The 18,146-nt window shown below is 40.3% G+C and carries 16 protein-coding genes; 11 read left to right on the top strand and 5 right to left on the bottom strand.

Features of this window, described 5'->3' with window-relative positions; all coding sequences use genetic code 11:
• Positions 1-5 precede the first annotated feature (5 nt).
• The 4 genes from RM347_RS18500 to RM347_RS18485 all read left to right on the top strand — a co-directional run bounded on the left by RM347_RS18500 (position 6) and on the right by RM347_RS18485 (position 5,557).
• Positions 6-926, top strand: coding sequence for an NAD(+) kinase (locus RM347_RS18500; protein WP_322717771.1), 921 nt, complete (start codon positions 6-8; stop codon positions 924-926).
• A gap of 462 nt (positions 927-1,388) precedes the next feature.
• On the top strand, positions 1,389-2,183 hold the full coding sequence (locus tag RM347_RS18495; protein ID WP_322717770.1) for a GNAT family N-acetyltransferase: 795 nt from the start codon (positions 1,389-1,391) through the stop codon (positions 2,181-2,183).
• A gap of 457 nt (positions 2,184-2,640) precedes the next feature.
• On the top strand, positions 2,641-4,296 hold the full coding sequence (locus RM347_RS18490; RefSeq protein WP_322717769.1) for a glycosyltransferase family 39 protein: 1,656 nt from the start codon (positions 2,641-2,643) through the stop codon (positions 4,294-4,296).
• Between the two features lie 541 nt (positions 4,297-4,837).
• Positions 4,838-5,557 (top strand): DUF4079 domain-containing protein, encoded by a 720-nt coding sequence (locus RM347_RS18485; RefSeq protein ID WP_322717768.1) that lies wholly within the window; start codon positions 4,838-4,840, stop codon positions 5,555-5,557.
• A 199-nt stretch (positions 5,558-5,756) separates the two neighbouring features.
• On the opposite strand, the gene RM347_RS18480 is transcribed toward RM347_RS18485, so the two are convergent.
• From RM347_RS18480 to RM347_RS18465, 4 genes are all read right to left on the bottom strand, one after another.
• On the bottom strand, positions 5,757-6,932 hold the full coding sequence (locus RM347_RS18480) for a hybrid sensor histidine kinase/response regulator (protein WP_322717767.1): 1,176 nt from the start codon (positions 6,930-6,932) through the stop codon (positions 5,757-5,759).
• A 105-nt stretch (positions 6,933-7,037) separates the two neighbouring features.
• Positions 7,038-7,484 carry a response regulator gene (locus RM347_RS18475; protein ID WP_322717766.1) on the bottom strand — a complete coding sequence of 149 codons (447 nt, stop codon included), beginning with the start codon at positions 7,482-7,484 and terminating at the stop codon, positions 7,038-7,040.
• Positions 7,485-7,537: 53 nt separating this feature from the next.
• Positions 7,538-9,778: a PAS domain S-box protein gene (locus RM347_RS18470; protein ID WP_322717765.1), complete on the bottom strand. Its 2,241-nt coding sequence runs from the start codon at positions 9,776-9,778 to the stop codon at positions 7,538-7,540.
• Between the two features lie 333 nt (positions 9,779-10,111).
• The gene (locus tag RM347_RS18465; RefSeq protein ID WP_322667575.1) at positions 10,112-10,306 is read right to left on the bottom strand and encodes a hypothetical protein; all 195 of its coding nucleotides are present in this window, start codon (positions 10,304-10,306) and stop codon (positions 10,112-10,114) included.
• Between the two features lie 334 nt (positions 10,307-10,640).
• Between RM347_RS18465 and RM347_RS18460 the strand changes: the two genes are divergently transcribed.
• Entirely contained in the window at positions 10,641-11,138 is a 498-nt protein-coding gene (locus RM347_RS18460; RefSeq protein ID WP_322717764.1) for a GNAT family N-acetyltransferase, read from the top strand.
• A 91-nt stretch (positions 11,139-11,229) separates the two neighbouring features.
• On the opposite strand, the gene RM347_RS18455 is transcribed toward RM347_RS18460, so the two are convergent.
• Positions 11,230-11,847, bottom strand: a complete 618-nt coding sequence (locus RM347_RS18455; RefSeq protein ID WP_322717763.1) for a class I SAM-dependent methyltransferase — start codon at positions 11,845-11,847, stop codon at positions 11,230-11,232.
• Positions 11,848-12,581: 734 nt separating this feature from the next.
• Here RM347_RS18455 and RM347_RS18450 point away from each other — a divergent pair.
• The 6 genes from RM347_RS18450 (at position 12,582) to RM347_RS18425 (ending at position 18,144) form a co-directional block, all read left to right on the top strand.
• Positions 12,582-12,869 carry a Mo-dependent nitrogenase C-terminal domain-containing protein gene (locus tag RM347_RS18450; RefSeq protein ID WP_322717762.1) on the top strand — a complete coding sequence of 96 codons (288 nt, stop codon included), beginning with the start codon at positions 12,582-12,584 and terminating at the stop codon, positions 12,867-12,869.
• Between the two features lie 192 nt (positions 12,870-13,061).
• Positions 13,062-13,736 carry a response regulator transcription factor gene (locus RM347_RS18445; protein WP_322717761.1) on the top strand — a complete coding sequence of 225 codons (675 nt, stop codon included), beginning with the start codon at positions 13,062-13,064 and terminating at the stop codon, positions 13,734-13,736.
• Between the two features lie 249 nt (positions 13,737-13,985).
• Entirely contained in the window at positions 13,986-14,954 is a 969-nt protein-coding gene (gene arsM, locus RM347_RS18440) for an arsenosugar biosynthesis arsenite methyltransferase ArsM (RefSeq protein ID WP_322717760.1), read from the top strand.
• Between the two features lie 132 nt (positions 14,955-15,086).
• The gene (locus RM347_RS18435; RefSeq protein WP_322717759.1) at positions 15,087-16,055 is read left to right on the top strand and encodes an inorganic phosphate transporter; all 969 of its coding nucleotides are present in this window, start codon (positions 15,087-15,089) and stop codon (positions 16,053-16,055) included.
• A 34-nt stretch (positions 16,056-16,089) separates the two neighbouring features.
• Positions 16,090-17,097 carry an arsenosugar biosynthesis radical SAM (seleno)protein ArsS gene (gene arsS / locus RM347_RS18430; protein ID WP_322717758.1) on the top strand — a complete coding sequence of 336 codons (1,008 nt, stop codon included), beginning with the start codon at positions 16,090-16,092 and terminating at the stop codon, positions 17,095-17,097.
• A gap of 276 nt (positions 17,098-17,373) precedes the next feature.
• Complete coding sequence (locus RM347_RS18425; protein WP_322717757.1) at positions 17,374-18,144, top strand: SDR family NAD(P)-dependent oxidoreductase; 771 nt, start codon at positions 17,374-17,376, stop codon at positions 18,142-18,144.
• Positions 18,145-18,146: the final 2 nt, after the last annotated feature.

The following is an 18,146-nucleotide window of genomic DNA, read 5'->3' as shown; positions in this document are numbered from 1 at the left end:
TGTGCGTGCAACTCAAGCAGGTAATCATTGCTTATAAAGCGCGGGATGCCCGGAGTAAACAATGGGCAGAAATCTGTGCTAAACAACTAGAAAGTCGCCAGTGCCAGGTGTTGATGGGGCCTAGCGGGCCGAAAGACAACCCTTATCCTGTCTTTTTGGCTTCAGCGGCTCAACCAATCGATCTCGCTTTGGTACTCGGTGGTGATGGTACTGTTTTAACTGGTGCCAGACATTTAGCCCCAGCGGGCATCCCCATTCTGGGAGTGAATGTGGGAGGTCATCTGGGGTTTTTAACTGAGTCAGTGGAAGAATTTCAGGATACAGAAAAAGTTTGGGATCGACTGTTTGAGGATCGCTATGCTATCCAACGGCGGATGATGTTACAAGCTGCGGTATATGAGGGTCATGGATCTAATTTAGAACCAGTGAGTGAGCGTTACCTGGCTTTGAATGAATTTTGTGTCAAACCCGCCTCCGCTGACCGAATGATTACCTCAATTCTGGAAATGGAAATCGATGGTGAGGTAGTCGATCAGTACGTCGGAGACGGGTTAATCATTGCTACTCCTACAGGTTCTACTGGTTACACCGTTTCTGCCAATGGGCCAATTATGCATGATGGTATGGAGGCGATTACTATCACTCCGATTTGTGCAATGAGCCTTTCTAGTCGCCCCCTCGTTTTACCCCCTGGTTCTGTGGTGAGTATTTGGCCTTTGGGGGATTACGATTTGAGTACCAAGCTGTGGACAGATGGGGTTTTGGGGACTTCAATTTGGCCGGGACACCGCGTTGATGTGCGGATGGCAGATTGTCGGGCTAAATTTATTATTTTGCGCGAGAACAATTCCTATTATCAGACGCTGCGGGAGAAGTTGCTTTGGGCAGGTACAAGGGTTCACTACAGCAATAATCACCGTAATTAATTCAGTATTTTAGAGTGCATTTACCGCAAATTGCGATGGCGTACCCGCCCGCCGTAGGCATCGCAACCAAAATTATCCAAGCCCCTGGATTCATCTGGGGGCTTTCTGCCCTGACTTTGACTTTTTTTGCTGATACCAATTAGAAAAAACAATGTGACAGATACAAACCTGGAAACTCAAATTCAATCAGGCATTGTTAATTTTGAATTTTAAATTGATATGACTTGCATTTATAGCGTATATCAAAGGAAAATTTTGTATCCTATTGCCAGATTTTTTGGGAATTAATGTCCATAATAAAAGCACTATACCCCTAATCCAAGAGAGTAAAAAAGCTCTCTAGAGGATCTTTCACGGAAAATCGTCCCAATCACCTTTCGACACATTAATGCATAATGTGAGCTATTTGTATAGTGCCTAAATTCTAATAGGATATTTTCGCAAATCTAAGTAGGAAGATAGATGGAAGTTTCTGGACGCAACATCAATTACTCACTGAATCCTCCTTCCCCTCTTGAGGATTTTCCCGTCCTTCAAACTGAAAAATATATCCTACGCCTGGCGTCAAGTGAAGACGAATTAGAATCAATTTTTAGGTTGCGCTTTGAAGTTTTTAATCTTGAGTTAGGCTTAGGATTCTATACTTCTAACTTTACCCAGATGGATATAGATAAGTTTGATGCAGTTTGCCATCATTTAATTCTGATCTCCAAACAAACGGGTAAAACGATTGGAACTTATCGGATGCAAACCTATACAATGGCTTCTCAAAGACTAGGCTTTGATGCTGCCGATATATTTAATCTTAATGGAATTCCTAATTCTGTGCTTCAGGCATCAGTAGAAGTTGGGCGTGCATGTATAGCTAAAGAATATCGTAATAGTCAGGCACTTTTAGTACTCTGGGAAGGGCTAGCAAATTATCTCATCTGGAGTAAAAACCAATATTTCTTTGGCTGTGCATCATTACTAACACAATGTCCTTGGCAAGCTACTTGTGCTTATGATTATTTTCGGCATAATGGCTTGATGCATCCGAGTATTTTGGTTTATCCAAATTCACAATCTTGCCTAGAACTACCTCAAAATTATCCAGATTCATTTAAATTTGAAATTCCTAAAATTTTGCAGGCATACTTGAATATTGGAGCTAAAATATGCAGTGTTCCCGCTATTGATACGCAGTTTAAAACTATTGATTTTTTAACTATATCTAATTGCAAAGATTTTGCTAGATGGCGTTATCAAATTTTGTAAAAATCCTCTTTTGCGCTAGCGACAGTCAGTCATGGCTACAGGAACAAAGCCCGCCTATGTGGACTGTAAGAATAGGAATATTTATGATATTTTTCTCCACATCTGTATCTCAGCGGTAAAACCAAGGTCTTTTTTGCGAGATTTGATACAACTTTAGCAATTGTTTTCAGAATTAATAAAAGAGAGGTATTTATTGTTAATCTTCTAAATTAGGTAATTCTCAAAGTACGGTTGGCAATATCTGATGAATAGACTCAGATATAGCAGTGGTTAGATAGCCTAGTACATTAGCAAATCAGAATATAGCAGCTGTCACAGCTATCCATAGCAGACTTGTCCTAACGAGTTATGGTAGCCGCTATATAATTCCTAGCGATGTCCACATCCGGCATAGCTCCAGTACCTCATCCAGTCTCCCGACTGGATTATTTTAGATAAATTCTTGGGAAAATTACTTATGCGCCATCTCAAATTTGCTCCGAGTTGGTTGCGATTTTTAATTATTTTTTTATTGGCCATGGGTATATTGTTTCGTTTTTTTAACCTTGATGGCAAAGTTTACTGGCATGATGAAACTTATACCTCATTGCGGATTTCTGGTTACACAAAAACTGAAGTAAAACAGCAACTTTTTAATAATCGTGTCATTGGCGGAGAAAGTTTTGCTCAGTTTCTAGGTGTCAATCAACAAAAAAGCTTAAATGACACAATTATGTCTTTGGCAAAAGAAGATTCTCTGCATCCACCGTTGTATTACGTAATAGCCAGATTGTGGATGGAAATCTTTGGGAATTCGGTGACAGCGATTAGAAGTTTATCTGCCTGCATCAGTTTGCTGGTTTTCCCTTGTGTTTATTGGCTATGCCGAGAATTATTTAATGTGCCGTTATCGGTTCCTGGTGTAGCGATCGCACTCATAACAATCTCTCCAATTCACCTAGTATACGCCCAAGAAGCACAAGAATATATTCTCTGGCTAGTCACCATATTACTATCCAGTGCATCTCTGCTGCGAGCAATGCGGCTAGAAGATGAGCTAGTAAAAGAACGACACCAACCAGATTTATTCGCTATCTGGAGCATTTATGCAGTAAGTTTAGCCATCAGTCTTTATACATTTCTTTGGAGTGGATTTGTAGCAGTTGCTCACGGAATTTATGTGATGAGCACTGCCAAATTTAAGTTGACTCAAACTGTCAGAAGCTATCTGCTAGCATCACTGGTAGGTTTTTTAGCCTTCATGCCTTGGATAACAATTGTGATGGGTGAATTTTTTCAATTTTTGATTTCAGCAGATAAAACAACAATCCAGTCATCTATGATGCCTGTATTTCCATTTTTATTAATGCAGTTAACCCGGATTTTTTTTGATATAGACCTTAGCTTAGAAAATCCTATAGGCTATTTAATTACACTAAGTTTTTTAACGTTGGTAGGATATTCAATTTATTTTATTTTTCAAACAACTAACTATAAAGTTTGGTTATTTATCATCATATTAATTGTCGTGCCACCATTGCCTATAATACTGCCAAATTTAATTGCTGGGGGTATACGATCATCTACAGAACCATATTTAATACCATCTTATTTAGGAATCCAAGTAACTGTTGCTTATCTACTAGCTACACAACTATATAATGGGAGCGTGTCACGCCGGAGTATTTGGCACATAATCATGGCATTAGTGATTATTTGTGGTCTGATTTCTTCTAAGGTGAGTTCCCAGGCTGAAACTTGGTGGAATAAGGGTATGAACTATGGCAATCCACCAGTTGCCCAAATTATCAACCAGACGAATCGTCCACTTTTGATTAGTGATGCTTTGGGAAATAATTATGGTAATGTCTTTTCTCTAAGCTATCTTTTGGAACCCAAAGTGCGATTTCTGTTGGTAAACAACCAAAGAATTCCTAAAATTCCTGATGGGTTTACTGATGTGTTTTTACTCAATCCTTCAGACAATTGGCGTGAAAAAATAGAAAAAAAGTATAAATTAAAAACAGATATTATTTATAGTGATAACTATTATTCGGTATGGAAATTGGTTAAACCTCGTAAGTCGCGCCGACGCAATATCCCAGCTATTAATAAATTAACTGCAAGTTTATAGTGCGGGAGGTGCAACATATTACCTCACGCACCCAGAAAAATTATCCAGCAGTTGATAGAAACCTTGGCGAATTAGATTAGTACAGCACCATCTATAATTTAAGGTGCGTTATGCTCAAGCTAACACACCCTAAAATTAAAATTTATTAATATAGTTGGAAGTATTCGCATATACTTACAGGCTAGTAAAAAATTTAGATTTGGGAAACATTTCATCGCTCTAACATCTACTTTACTATCAAATAAAATTCGTGGTTTCGGCAAAATTTTAAATGGCAATGACATTTTTTTAGAAACTGTAACAAATTATTTACAATAATACTTGATGTAAAAAGCTTACCTTGTATATTTTCATACATATATCAATTTTTGCTATAGCTATCATCTTTTATAAAATATTTAAATATTTACTTTATTAAAATCAGTTAAAAATAACAAAAATAAATATTAAACGCATTCTCATCTGAAATTAATTTAAGTGATGGTACGATGCTTTAAATTGTCCTTTGAGATGAATTCAATGATTCATTGAAAGGTGTTTTATGCAATTAACAGATTTTCTTGGTCTTATACATCCAGCGATCGCAGTTATATTTGTCTTTCCACTCATCGGTACAGTCATTAATTTTGCTTGGCAAACACGCCAACGCAGATTGCAAACTTTAGCCGGGAGTAAGAGCAAAATACCTCCAGTGGTGGGTGCAGAACATAAGCAGTTAGGTGAAAGGCTAACAAGTGCAGTTGTCGGATTAACTTTAATTGGATTAAGCTATCCTATTGGCAAAAATATTATCAAAAATCAATTGTGGAATCAAACACCTTTTCAAGTTGTTTTTATCCTGTTAATATTTACTGCAACCATCGCCTCTTTAGTATTTCTTTATCGGGCAAAGCAGCGGGCATGGCGGGCAGTTTTTGCAACTTTAACTGGTGCAGGTTTAGTAATTTTAGGCTGTCAGGATGGAGTATATCGCCGTACTAATGAGTGGTACTGGTCACATTATTATATTGGTATTACCGCAGCACTGCTGATGATTTTTTCATTAGCAATTGTTCAAGATATTTATCAAGATAAGTCCAATCGCTGGCGTACTATCCATACGATTTTAAACTGTATTGCTTTATTGCTATTTATTGGACAAGGCATGACAGGAACACGAGACTTATTAGAAATTCCCCTAAGTTGGCAAGAATCCTATATTTATCAGTGCGATTTTGCTAACAAAACTTGTCCAACGCCAAATCCTCAAATAGCAAAATAATCAAAGAGGCAGAGGAGAAGAATTAATAAATAATCCCCAATCCAACTCTTGGAGAGGCTGCGCCAACGACAACGGTTTCATCGAGCGACTTGTACTGAGCGTAGTCGAAGTAAGTCGAGATGCACAGTACAAGTACCCAATGCCAATGCCCAACTCTTAGCTAATTTACTGAGAGCGCTTGAATTTGCTTGTCTAATCATTACAGTGGTAAAGTCACAATTACTGTTGTGCCAACATCTTGCTCACTTTCTAATTGAATATGACCACCATGTAGCTCCACACATTTTTTAACTATAGTGAGTCCCAGTCCTGTTCCTTGAATTACACCCACATTACTGGCGCGATAGAAGGTTTCAAATAGACGGGTTTGGTCTTTGAGAGGAATGCCCATTCCCCGATCTCTTACCTGGAAAGTTGCGAGGCGATCTTTGCAAATCAAATCAAACCAAATAGTGCTATTTTGAGGGGAGTATTTGATGGCATTAGAAATCAAATTGGTTAAGATACAATTTAGTAGGTCTTCATCCATTTGGGCTTGAGATGATTCTCCTTGAAAACTAAAGATAATGCTATGCTGACTACCTGCATTGAGTTGAAGAATATCTGTGAGTTCGCTACAGAAATTTTCTAAATTTAAAAATGTAGGTTTGTATTCGAGTTTAGCTGCTTCCGTTTTACTTAAGAATAATATTTCATCCAAGAGATGAAGCATCTGGTTGATAGCATTTTGTATTCGATCAAAATATTTAGTTTTCCGATCATCAGTTAGTTTATTGCTGTTGTATTCAAGGATATCTACAGCTGTCCGAATCGTAGTCATAGGGGTGCGGAACTCGTGGGAAACCATTGCTACAAAGTTCGACTTTAACTCGTTGAGTTCCTGTTCCTTTGCTAGCGCTTGACGGGTGCGTTCTTCACTCTCCCGTAGTTGGTTGAGGATTTCGCTCCTTTCAATGGCATAGCGAATGGCACGCACTAACCTTTGTATAGTCATTTGATCTTTAACTAGATAGTCTTGTGCCCCTTCTGCTAATGCTTGCAGTGCTAAATCTTCATCATCAAGGCCTGTTAACACCACAACTGGAATATCAGGTACTGCTGCCCGAAATTCTTTTAATGTATTCAGTCCAATAGAGTCTGGGAGGCTGAGGTCTAACAAAACTAGGTCGAATCTGCGTTGCCTTCGACTGATTATCTGAGAATTATCAAGGGTGGACGCGGAGTTTTCCCTGCTAGCATTTATTGCCTCAGATAGTCGTTCAACATGTAACATCTGCCATTGTTCTTGATCTGCATGTAAAAATATCCGGCGTAGCAGATGAGCATCACTGGCGCTATCTTCTACCAATAGAATGTGAATTGTGAGCTTTTCCATAGTACAGGGTTATATCAATTTGTTAGATAATCACCTGATTTCCTATTTGTCAGACAGCGCTTAATTCTCTGGTGTTGTAAACAACAATCGAAATTTCTAACGCAATTATTCTCGTGGTAATGTTACTGCTGTCAGCCAGAAATCTTTGATCAACTGCACAATCTGAATGAACTGGTAGATATCAATAGGTTTTGTTACATAGCAATTAGCACTGAGATTATAGGAGCGTAGGATATCCTGCTCATCAGTTGAAGTAGTAATTATGACAACAGGAATGCACTTAAGATTTGGGTCTGATTTGATTTCTGTTAACACTTCGCGCCCATCCATTCCTGGAAGATTCAGATCGAGTAAAATTAAGTCTGGACGGGGAACATTGGTAAATTCTTCTTGCTCCCGTAAGTAGTTCATGGCACTTTCACCATCTTCAACCCAGTGCAAGTTGTTGGCGATTTGAGCATTTAAAAAGCCTTTGATGGTTAGGTTAGCATCACTCGGAGAGTCTTCAACTAGCAAAACTTCAATGGGTCGCAGTGCCTGATGATGAATCATGCAGTTATAGAGATGTTATTAACCAGATATACAGTATATATACTAAAGATACCTTAATTTGCGTTAAGGGTAAGATAAAATACTGTTCCTATGCCCGGTTTTGACTCAGCCCAGATGCGACCACCATGCCGCTCGACGATTTTTTTGCTAATAGCTAGACCAATACCTGTACCAGGAAATTCTCGACGAGTATGAAGACGGCGGAAAACCTCAAAAATCCGCTCAAGATACTGAGACTTAATACCAATACCATTATCTTGTACCCAGATGAGCCATTCGGAGTGGGAAGTAGAGACGCGATTAATCGCGTCTCTACAAGAGTTAGAAGTGAGGGGTTCTTCTTCTGCCTCCTCTGCTCCCCCTGCTCTTCTAAGGAGTGCGCCAATGTGAATCTGGGGTGGCTCCTGTCGGCAAAACTTGATAGCATTGCCGATCAGATTTTGAAATAATTGCACCATTTGGGTTTTATCTGCGAGTAACTTTGGCAAAGGTTCATGAGTGATAATGGCTTTGCTTTGAGCGATCGCTATATGTAAATTACTAAGAGCTATATTGAGTGCAACATTACAGTCAACGAGGGTAAATTCCTGACCGCGAGTCCCGACACGAGAATAAACTAGTAAGTCTTGAATCAACTGCTGCATCCGCTTTGCCCCGTCGATAATATAACCAAAGTATTCCTGGGCAGACTCATCTAGACGGTCTTGATATTCGTTTTCTAATAATTGGGTATAGCCCGTCACGGCTCGTAATGGTTCTTGTAAATCGTGGGAAGCCACATAGGCAAATTGTTGTAACTCTTGGTTAGAGCGTTTTAGTTCCTCATTCAGCTTTTGTAATTCCGCGGTCCGCACCTGTACTTTGATTTCTAGTTCCTCATTAGCCTGTTGTAGTGCAAGTTGTGCAAGGTTGCGATCGCGCAGCGCAGTTTGTTGTTCTGTAATATCTGTATGAGTGCCCACCCACTCTTGAATCTCGTCGTTGGCATCCAAGACGGGAACTGCACGCGCGGCAAAAAATCGATAGCTACCATCTGCAACCTGTAGGCGATGCTCACTAAAGTAAAGATTTTTGGTTTTCAGTGCCTGAGTCCACAACAACTCTGACAACTCCCGATCTTCAGGATGAATTGCATTGAGCCATCCCCACCCCTCGACTTGGGCATCACTTTGCCCAGTCAGGGCTATCCAAGACGAAAAGTCTTTTAGCATCCTTTTAGTATCAGCTATCCAGACAGCTTGAGAAGTGGCAACTACCAGTGAGCGATAGCGTCTTTCATTCTCTTCTAAGGCAATTTCTGCCAATTTTTGGCGGGTGATATCTTGAAAGAAAATTGATACTCCTTCCGATGAGGGGTACATCCAATATTCAAACCAGCGGTCGAACGGTGGATAATATTCCTGCATCTGAATGACTCGCTGTTCTGCCAGAGCCTGGAAATAGGCCTGATAAAACTGATATTCAATAGCTTCGGGGAATACTTCCCAAATGTTTTTGCCAATTAAATCTGCGGGGTGGTGGTTGAACATTTGTCCCGCCCTCTGATTGATGTAGGTGCAGCATGAGTTGCGATCGAGGGCAACAAAGGCATCTGTAATAGTCTCTAAAATATCTGCCAGTTTTGCTTTTGCAGCTTGCTGTTCCAGGCGAATAGCTTCTTGTGATAAAGCCTTGTTAAGGCGAATTTGCTTTTGCAGCAGTAAGTAAACCACAATTAGCAAAAGGAAACTCAAAGCATACCCCAGACCCACTACAATCAATATCTGGCGAAAAAGACCATCTGTAATTGCTATCCGCTGTTGCAGTAAAGTTTTTTCTTCACTGTCCATTTCCTGGAGTTGTTCGCGGATCTCTATGCTCCGATTAGCGATCGCCATTTGAGTTGACTGATCTAAACTTTCTTGCCCAACCAAATTGATGGATTGCTCAAGCAGGGAAAATTTCTGTGCAATCAGGGGTTCAAGTGTAACAAGCCGCTCTTGTTGGCTAGGGTTATCACTAATTAGTTGTTGGATGACTTTAAGCACTTGATAGACTTTCTGTTTCTCGCTTTGATAAACTTCTCGGTAAACTGTGTTTTTCCTGAGAATGTAACTACTTCGTGCAGCTTCGGCATTGCTGAGACCGATACGCACATGATCTAAGGCTTCTATGACTTGATGAGTATGAACTACCCATCGCTTTTCTTCCGCCAACTTTTGGATACTTAAGTAAGAAGCTGTTCCGACGCCGCACAATAGCAGTAATGCCAAGCTAAAACCGCTTGCAACCAATTTTTCTAACAGTTTGTTCATGGAATACTCGCAAAAGTGTAGCTAATAATCACATCAGTTTTAGCTTTAGTAGCAAGCTGCTGGCGACCTGTGAAAAAATCCCGTGTTATTACTTAGATAATATTATATATATTGAAAGCTATATTTATGCTACTGGATGCATTGGGGTTTCGGATTGCGATACCTGCGGTAAGCTACGCTAACACACTCACATAGAGATGATGCAGTTTTTGACATAAAAAAAGAGTAGATAATTGTGGCTGTTACACCACATATCCACTCAAAATTTACTCTATTAGGGTTACAACACAAAATTCCTACGAGATTATTGAAATTTGGGAAAGTTCAAACCAATTAACGTGACTCAGTTCCTTGATTAGGGCTACCTGCTACACCATCGTTTTCTGGTGCTTCTGGAGTAGCAGTGGATTTAGCATCACTCTTTTCCGCATCACCAGTTTTGCGGATACTTTCGTCGATAGGCGTTTCGGCGTCAGGAGAAGCAGTAGACGCAGGTTGTTCATTATTAGATTTTTGTTGTTCAGCCATGATTACATCCCTAATTATTTATCCTTGGGATTATCTTAAAAAATTAGGAGTATGGGTGCATCTATCTAGATATAGTTATGGCTGATTCCTGCCTCTATCGTAAGTATTGTTTTGTACTACTCATGTCTGCTGACAAAAATCCATAAATATAGAATTTGTTAACCTGAGAACCCTTGCTGTTATTAAGTGAGGACTTAGAACGGGTTTGATGTCCTACATGCTTTTAAAATTGCTTTATTGATATTTGCCAGGAAATGACAAATAATCTGACTGAATAATATGGTGTGATGATTGTGGTGTGATGATTGTGATACAAACTATCAAAGTCTAATTAATGAACCAGAACAATCTATGGTTAACATCTGGATGTGTCCTTCGCAAGGCAACCTCTGCGGATCAGTGGTCGATACGATTGCTGGTATTTTCAGCGAAACTCGACCCAACCCAATTAAATTGGCAGCAATTTTGGGTAATTCAATGTGATGAGAATCTTGTAGCTTGCGGACAGCTACGTAATTTCTCAGGGGCACAAGAACTTGGTAGTTTAGTCGTTGCATCAGCTTGGAGAGGTCGCGGTTTGGGTACTTTGCTAACGCAGCATTTGATTAATACAGCAACGCAACCACTCTATCTGGAATGTTTAGGTCAGCGACTAGCGCAGTTTTACAGTCGTTTTGACTTTGTGCCAATATCTTTTGAAGACTTGCCACAATTTCCCAAGACAAAAAGCTTGTCTACGCTCAAAGGGAAATTTAGATTCTCGCAATTAGCTAAAAGGCTGCTCAGAGTTCCTGTGGTATTTATGGAATATCGAGGTCAGACTAATTCTTAATTCGTAATTAAGATATTATGCGGAATAAAAATTGATACAAGCTGTTTCCAACCCTTTACTTTCTCCATTCTCCATTCACTGTTCCCTATTTTCAAATTGCAGGTTTAGCAAAAATCGTTAGTAAGACAGGCCCTAGTAAATAGTGGTGATTCAAACACAATAGCCCAGCAGAGGAACCAAGAAGTTGACGTTGATTAGGGCTGTAGAGTCTAATTCCACGGGGAGAGATTGGCAAGAATTGAGGTTCTGCCTCTTTTTTAGAAGTAATGTCAACCAAGTAGAAGCGTCCACCGGGAGAAAGTACCCTTGCTATCTCACTAACCACCTGTTTGGGTTCCAAATAGTGCAAGAAGCTGATAGTGCTGAAAACAGCGTCAAATTGACCATCAGCAAAGGGAAGAGATTCAGCTTTGCCCTCAACATAAATTAAACGTGGACGGTGGCGGTTGCTCTGTCTTGCTACCCGCAACATATTGGCAGATAAATCCAATCCAGTGGCTCGCAGATCGGGAAACTGAGTAGCAAGGCGCTCAAGTAAGCGTCCAGTACCACAGCCGATATCAAGTACATTTGCTGGCTCTGGTAAATCGACGTACTTCAGCAACCGTTTGTGAATGGCTCGATAAAACACTGAGGGAAAGAGCCAGTCGTAACTTGATGCCCATAGGTCAAAAAGTAGCTTTTTGTTACTGAAAAAGTCATCATTCATCAGTTTTCGCAACTTCCTTAAAGCTTGATGCTTTTTTAGGGTAAGTTTAGCTGCGCCTCCAAAAAGTTATTTAACAACACAAATTAACTATAGCGGTTCTGAATTGGTTGTAATACCGGGCTTTTGTAAGGTTAATTAAGATAGTCCGTACACTAGCCTACGGTGTAACATAACGCCAGTTGCTTCTCCTAAAGTGAGGGCGATCGCCTGCCGTCGGATGCCCGTACCCTTACGGGGAAGCAAGCTACGGGTAGCATCTCCTTTAGGAGAAGGGCTGTAGGGAGAAGACGCGCTGCATTGGTGTCAACTTAAGCAGAAACTCCTTTAAAACCTCGTTTTCAGCCTCTGGCTGGAAATGCTCCTCGTTGGGCTGCTGCCGCGAGTAAGGAAGGCTTTGCCTTCCAGTAGGCATTCCCAGCCAGAGTCTGGGAACAAGGCAATCTATCAAAGCTTTGTCTAGACTGGTTTTTACGTTAAGTTGACACCAATGAATCGCGCTGGCTCTCCTACGAAAATGCAGTTTGGCACAAAAGATATTTTCACCTTGACAAATTATCGGGAACTATAGCACTTGAATGTGTAGTTAACAGTGTGCTTAGAAACTCATTGTATCTCTGTAGAGAACTAAAAAAAGAGTAATCACTGCATAAAACTATAGAACCTAACCGTATGTATTTATAGAGGTTCAAATACAAAAAACTCAATCTAGTTTGAAATTCTCAAGGTGAAAAATTATGACAAGCTTTATTCAAGTCCGGTTACACAATGATCTACTGCACCCAGTCCGCGAGTGGTTGGAAACTATAGAAATTCATAACTCCAAATTGGCTCATTTCCTGTGCAAAGCTATTCCTGCTCAGTGTCCCTTTGAGCGAGATATCACGCTCTGTGGTCGGAAGCTATTTCATATTCCGCCGATGTGTAAATTAAATCCCCTATATGAGGAAGTGGTTGGTTTACGTTTTAAAGCGCTCTGTTATCTTGCTGATAAATGCAGTGAAGATGTCACAGCCTATTGCTAATAGCCAGTTGGATCGTTATTGAATCCAGCAGCCATCGGTAATTGCAGATTTACGGTTGATACTTACTCAGCTTTATACTAAGCTAACGTACACCTAATTAGATGTTTGGCTATTAAGTAGCTGACAACTCGCTAAAGTGTTTCCAGACCGTATTGTTGCTTACCGTACCCTGCTGAAATCATTAACATCATCATGACGCACATCTTACTGGTTGAAGATGAAGTCAAACTGGCACGATTTGTCGAATTGGAATTGAATTATGAAGGCTATCAAGTCAGTATTGCCTACGATGGATTAACCGCACTCACCGCAGCGCGGGAGTTGCATCTGGATTTAGTAATTTTAGACTGGATGTTGCCAGGTTTGTCGGGGTTGGAAATTTGCCGCCGCCTGCGAAGTATTGGTGAAAAAGTACCGATAATCTTATTAACCGTCAAAGATGAAGTGAGCGATCGCATTGCAGGCTTAGACGCTGGTGCTGATGATTATCTCGTTAAACCCTTCAGCGTTGATGAATTATTAGCTAGAGTCAGCGTTCACTTGCGAAGAAGCCACCAAGCAGACAAAGCAGATGTTTTAGAATTTGAAGACCTGAGTTTAAATCGTCGCACGCGCCAAGTGTACCGAGATCAGCGGTTAATTGAGTTAACTGCCAAGGAATTTGATTTACTAGAATATTTACTGGCCCATCCGCGACAGGTAATTACCTGCGATCGCATTTTAGAGGAAGTCTGGGGTTACGGCTTCATGGGCGATACCAACATCATTGAACCTTACATTCACTACCTACGCCTGAAACTTGAAGCCAATAACGAAAAATGTCTTATTCAAACTGTGAGTGGTGTTGGCTACACATTACATGATTGAATTTGGTCTGGGCATTGGGAAAGACGAGGTAGGAGGCAGAAGTTCTTTAATTTTGAATTTTGAATTGATTTCTCCCTCATCTCTTCCTACCTTCTTGTCTACCTTCCAGTGTTAAATAACGTTAAAACCCCAAATTTTTATATTTTAGGAAGATTTAGGGTTTTTGGCAATCTCAACAAAAACTCATCCAACTCAGAGTTAATTATACTAGGATGCACAAAGCTGTCATCATCTAAAACCCAAAATGGCATGACCTATCTAGAAACAGCAGCGCAATTTTACCGCGAAGTTGCCCAAACCCCACAAGTTGGACTTTGTTGTGTGCAAAGTACGCCCCTGCAACTACCAGGATTGAAAATTCCTTTGCCAATGCAGGAAATGAACTATGGTTGTGGCACCACTGTTCACCCCACCGAACTAGGAAACCAACCTACTGTCCTGTATGTCGGTGTTGGTGGTGGCTTAGAAGCGTTGCAATTCGCTTATTTTTCCCGCCATGCAAGTGCTGTAATTGCCGTTGAACCGGTTGGGGCGATGCGGGAAGCCGCTGCACGTAATCTGGAAATTGCTGCTCAAGAAAACCCCTGGTTTGACACCAGCTTTGTAGAAATCCGCGAAGGCGATGCTTTTAACTTACCTGTTGTTGATGCTAGTGTCGATATCGTGGCACAGAATTGCCTTTTCAACATCTTTGAGCCAGAAGATTTAACTCGCGCTTTAAAAGAAGCATATCGGGTATTAAAACCAGGTGGACGTTTGCAGATGAGCGATCCAATTGCTACTCGTCCAATTCCAGCACATCTTCAAGAAGATGAGCGACTGAGAGCCATGTGTTTATCAGGTGCACTCACATATCAAGAGTATACTGAACAGATTATAAATGCTGGTTTTGGTCAAATTGAAATTCGCGCCCGTCGTCCTTACCGTCTCCTAGATTCCCAGACTTATAATTTAGAAGAAAACCTACTTTTAGAAAGTCTGGATTCTGTGTCTTTTAAAGTTGAAATTCCAGAAGATGGTGCTTGCATTTTCACTGGAAAAACAGCAATTTATGCTGGTTCTGAACCCTTCTTTGACGATTCAGCAGGTCATCTACTTCAGCTAGGTATTCCCGCAGCAGTGTGTGATAAAACTGCTGCTAAACTTGCTGCTATCAAGCCACTCGAAATTATTGTTACCAACTCGACTTGGCACTATAGCGGTGGTGGTTGCTGTTAATTTCTTAATTAAGAACTCAGGTGTCAGAATTCAGAATAATTCTGTGCTATTGGGGAATGAATGGACAACTTGAATTTTTCACTAATTGCAATCTGAATTCTGAATTCTGACTTCTCCTTTATAAACCCCAAAATGCTATTAATTCTTCTGTTTTTAGCTACGCTTTTCCTAGCATATTCAAATGGCGCAAATGATAATTTCAAAGGTGTAGCAACGCTGTTTGGTAGCAGAACAAGCAGCTATCAAACAGCCATTTTGTGGGCAACTTTTACAACCTTTGCTGGTGCAATAACTGCGACTTTTGTAGCCGGGGCACTAATTAAAAACTTCTCTGGTAAAGGACTAGTACCTGATGCGATCACTAACGCCCCACAGTTTCATATAGCAGTAGCGATCGCTGCTGGTTTAACCGTACTCATCGCCACCCTCACGGGGTTTCCTATTTCCACAACTCACAGCTTGACAGGTGCTATTGTTGGTGCTGGATTAGTAGCATTCGGACTCCAAGTTAATTTTGCAGCTTTGGGAACTTACTTTATTTTGCCCCTATTTCTCAGTCCAATCATTGCTATTCCCTTGGGAGCAGGAGTTTACAGCTTATCTCACTATATCAATTCCAAATGGAACCTATCAGTCAATCATAAAATGATTGATACTTGTCATTTTATCAGCGCTGGAATTGTCAGTTTTGCGAGAGGTTTAAATGACACTCCTAAGATTGTTTCACTCATCCTGATTATTGAGTATTTCTCGATTCAGGGGGGAATGATCACCATAGCGATCGCAATGGCACTTGGCGGTTTACTCAACTCTCAAAAAGTTGCAGTAACTATGAGTGAAAAGATTACCTCAATAAATCATACTCAAGGGTTATCAGCAAATATAGTAACCGGAATTTTGGTCATCGCAGCTAGTCGATTTGGGCTTCCAGTTTCCACCACTCATGTTTCAGTTGGTTCTATTTTTGGAGTAGGATTAATTAGCAAAAAAGCCAATATGCGTGTTTTTTATCATATCCTACTATCGTGGATTTTAACTTTACCGACTGCTGCAATTATTAGTGGAATAACCTACAGATTATTGCAAGGTTGGAAAATTTGAATCTAGTTATGCCATTTTTAAGGAGTAGTCAATAATGCAAACTCAATCAACAATTGCACTAGATACAGCAGTTAAACCGTTTAAACACAAACTTAGTTCACCTTTGACAAAAAAAGGAATCACTGTTTTACAAATTAATCTAGGTAAACGTTGTAACCTTGCCTGTAGACACTGTCATGTCGAAGCTGGGCCAAAACGTACAGAAGAACTCACTCCTGAAATCTGCGAACAATTGATTTCGCTAATCCATAAATTTCCCGAAATTAAAATTGTGGATTTGACTGGTGGTGCACCAGAAATAAATTATGGATTTAAGCCACTAGTAGAAGCAGCAAGAGCAACTGGTAAACAAGTGATTGTCCGGTCTAATTTGACCATTTTTTTTGAAGATGGATTTGCTGATTTACCAGAATACTTTGCTAAACATCAGGTAAGAGTTGTGGCTTCCCTACCCTGTTATTTAGCAGATAACGTTGATAAAATGCGTGGTGCTGGTGTTTTTGATAGTTCTGTCAAAGCTTTGCAGTGGCTTAACCAACTCGGCTATGGTCAAGACCAAAATCTAATTTTAGACTTAGTATTTAATCCCCAGTTACCCAGCGGTGAAAAATTTTCCTTAGCTCCCGAACAGAGCAACCTAGAACAAGATTACAAAATGTTCTTACAAGAACATTTTGATATTGTGTTTAATAACCTCTTTACCATTACCAACCTTCCAGTTGGTAGAACTAAAATGCATTTAGAACGGAGAAAACTGTACACCAGCTATTTGCAGTTTTTAGAGTTGCATTTTAATCCCAGCACAGTTGAACATTTAATGTGTCGTGATGAACTTTCAATTGACTATCTGGGCAATGTATATGATTGTGACTTTAACCAAATGATGAATTTGCCTGCAAAAACCCGCAATGGTGAAACCTTGACAGTTGGCAAATTGTTAGAAGCTGGCACTTTAGACTTGATTAGTGAGGTACAAACTGCTGCTTATTGCTATGGTTGTACTGCTGGGTGTGGTTCTAGTTGTGGTGGTGCTTTGCTCTAAGAACGAACTAGAGCATTTACTTGTCTGACCCGACATCTCTCAGAAAGAGTCAGCATTTGTACATCGCTTTGCAGTTCGACACTGCTGGCTTGGGCTGTTGAACAAGTACAAACACTTAGTAAACGTTATTTACGTCTAAATTGCGATAATTCGCGTCTGCGCCTGAGAGCAGTATATGGAGGCTTTGGTTTCCGTTATCACAGCCAGAGACAAGTTGGTGCTTATTTCGTCTCTCGCTATGAATATCAAATACCTCCACAAGTTACCTAAATTGATATGTCTTTTATCGATGAAATTAATCCTATCAATGCTTTGATTGTGGGAGCCAGCCAAGGTATTGGTTTGGCTTGTGTGAAAAAATTGCTACAAGATGACAAGATAGCTAAAGTTTATGCAACTTCTCGTCAACCGGAATCGGCCTCAGAGTTAATAGCTCTTGCAGATGAATATCCTGAGCGATTAATTTGTTTGGAGATGGATATTACTGACGAGTTGCAGATTATTGAAGTCGTTCAAAAAATATCTATTCAAGCTGACAAACTGCATTTAGTAGTCAACTGTGTAGGGCTATTGCATGAAGATACTTTGCAACCTGAAAAAAGCTTAAGACAAATCAATTCAGAAAATTTGCTGCGCTACTTTCAGATAAATAGTATTGGTGCTGTCTTGCTGGCTAAACATCTATTGCCTCTATTGCGGCATAGAGAACGCAGCGTGTTCGCCACTATTTCTGCTAAATTGGGCAGTATTGGCGATAACGAACTTGGTGGATGGTACGGCTATCGGGCTTCTAAAGCAGCACTGAATATGTTGATGCGAACTGCGGCAATTGAGTATAAAAGAAGTTGTCCGAAAGCATTAATAGTGACATTACATCCTGGTACAACTGATACCCGCCTTTCCCGTCCTTTCCAGGGAAATGTCCCTGCGGAAAAATTATTTTCAGTGGAACGTACTGTTACTCAATTATTGGCTGTCATAGAACAGCTTCAAGAAGGCGATAGTGGACACTTTTTCTCGTGGGATGGGAGCAGATTGCCTTGGTAACT

This window comes from Nostoc sp. ChiQUE02 (genome assembly GCF_034531305.2).
GTDB lineage: Bacteria > Cyanobacteriota > Cyanobacteriia > Cyanobacteriales > Nostocaceae > Nostoc.
This window is presented reverse-complemented; position numbering and strand designations above follow the sequence as displayed.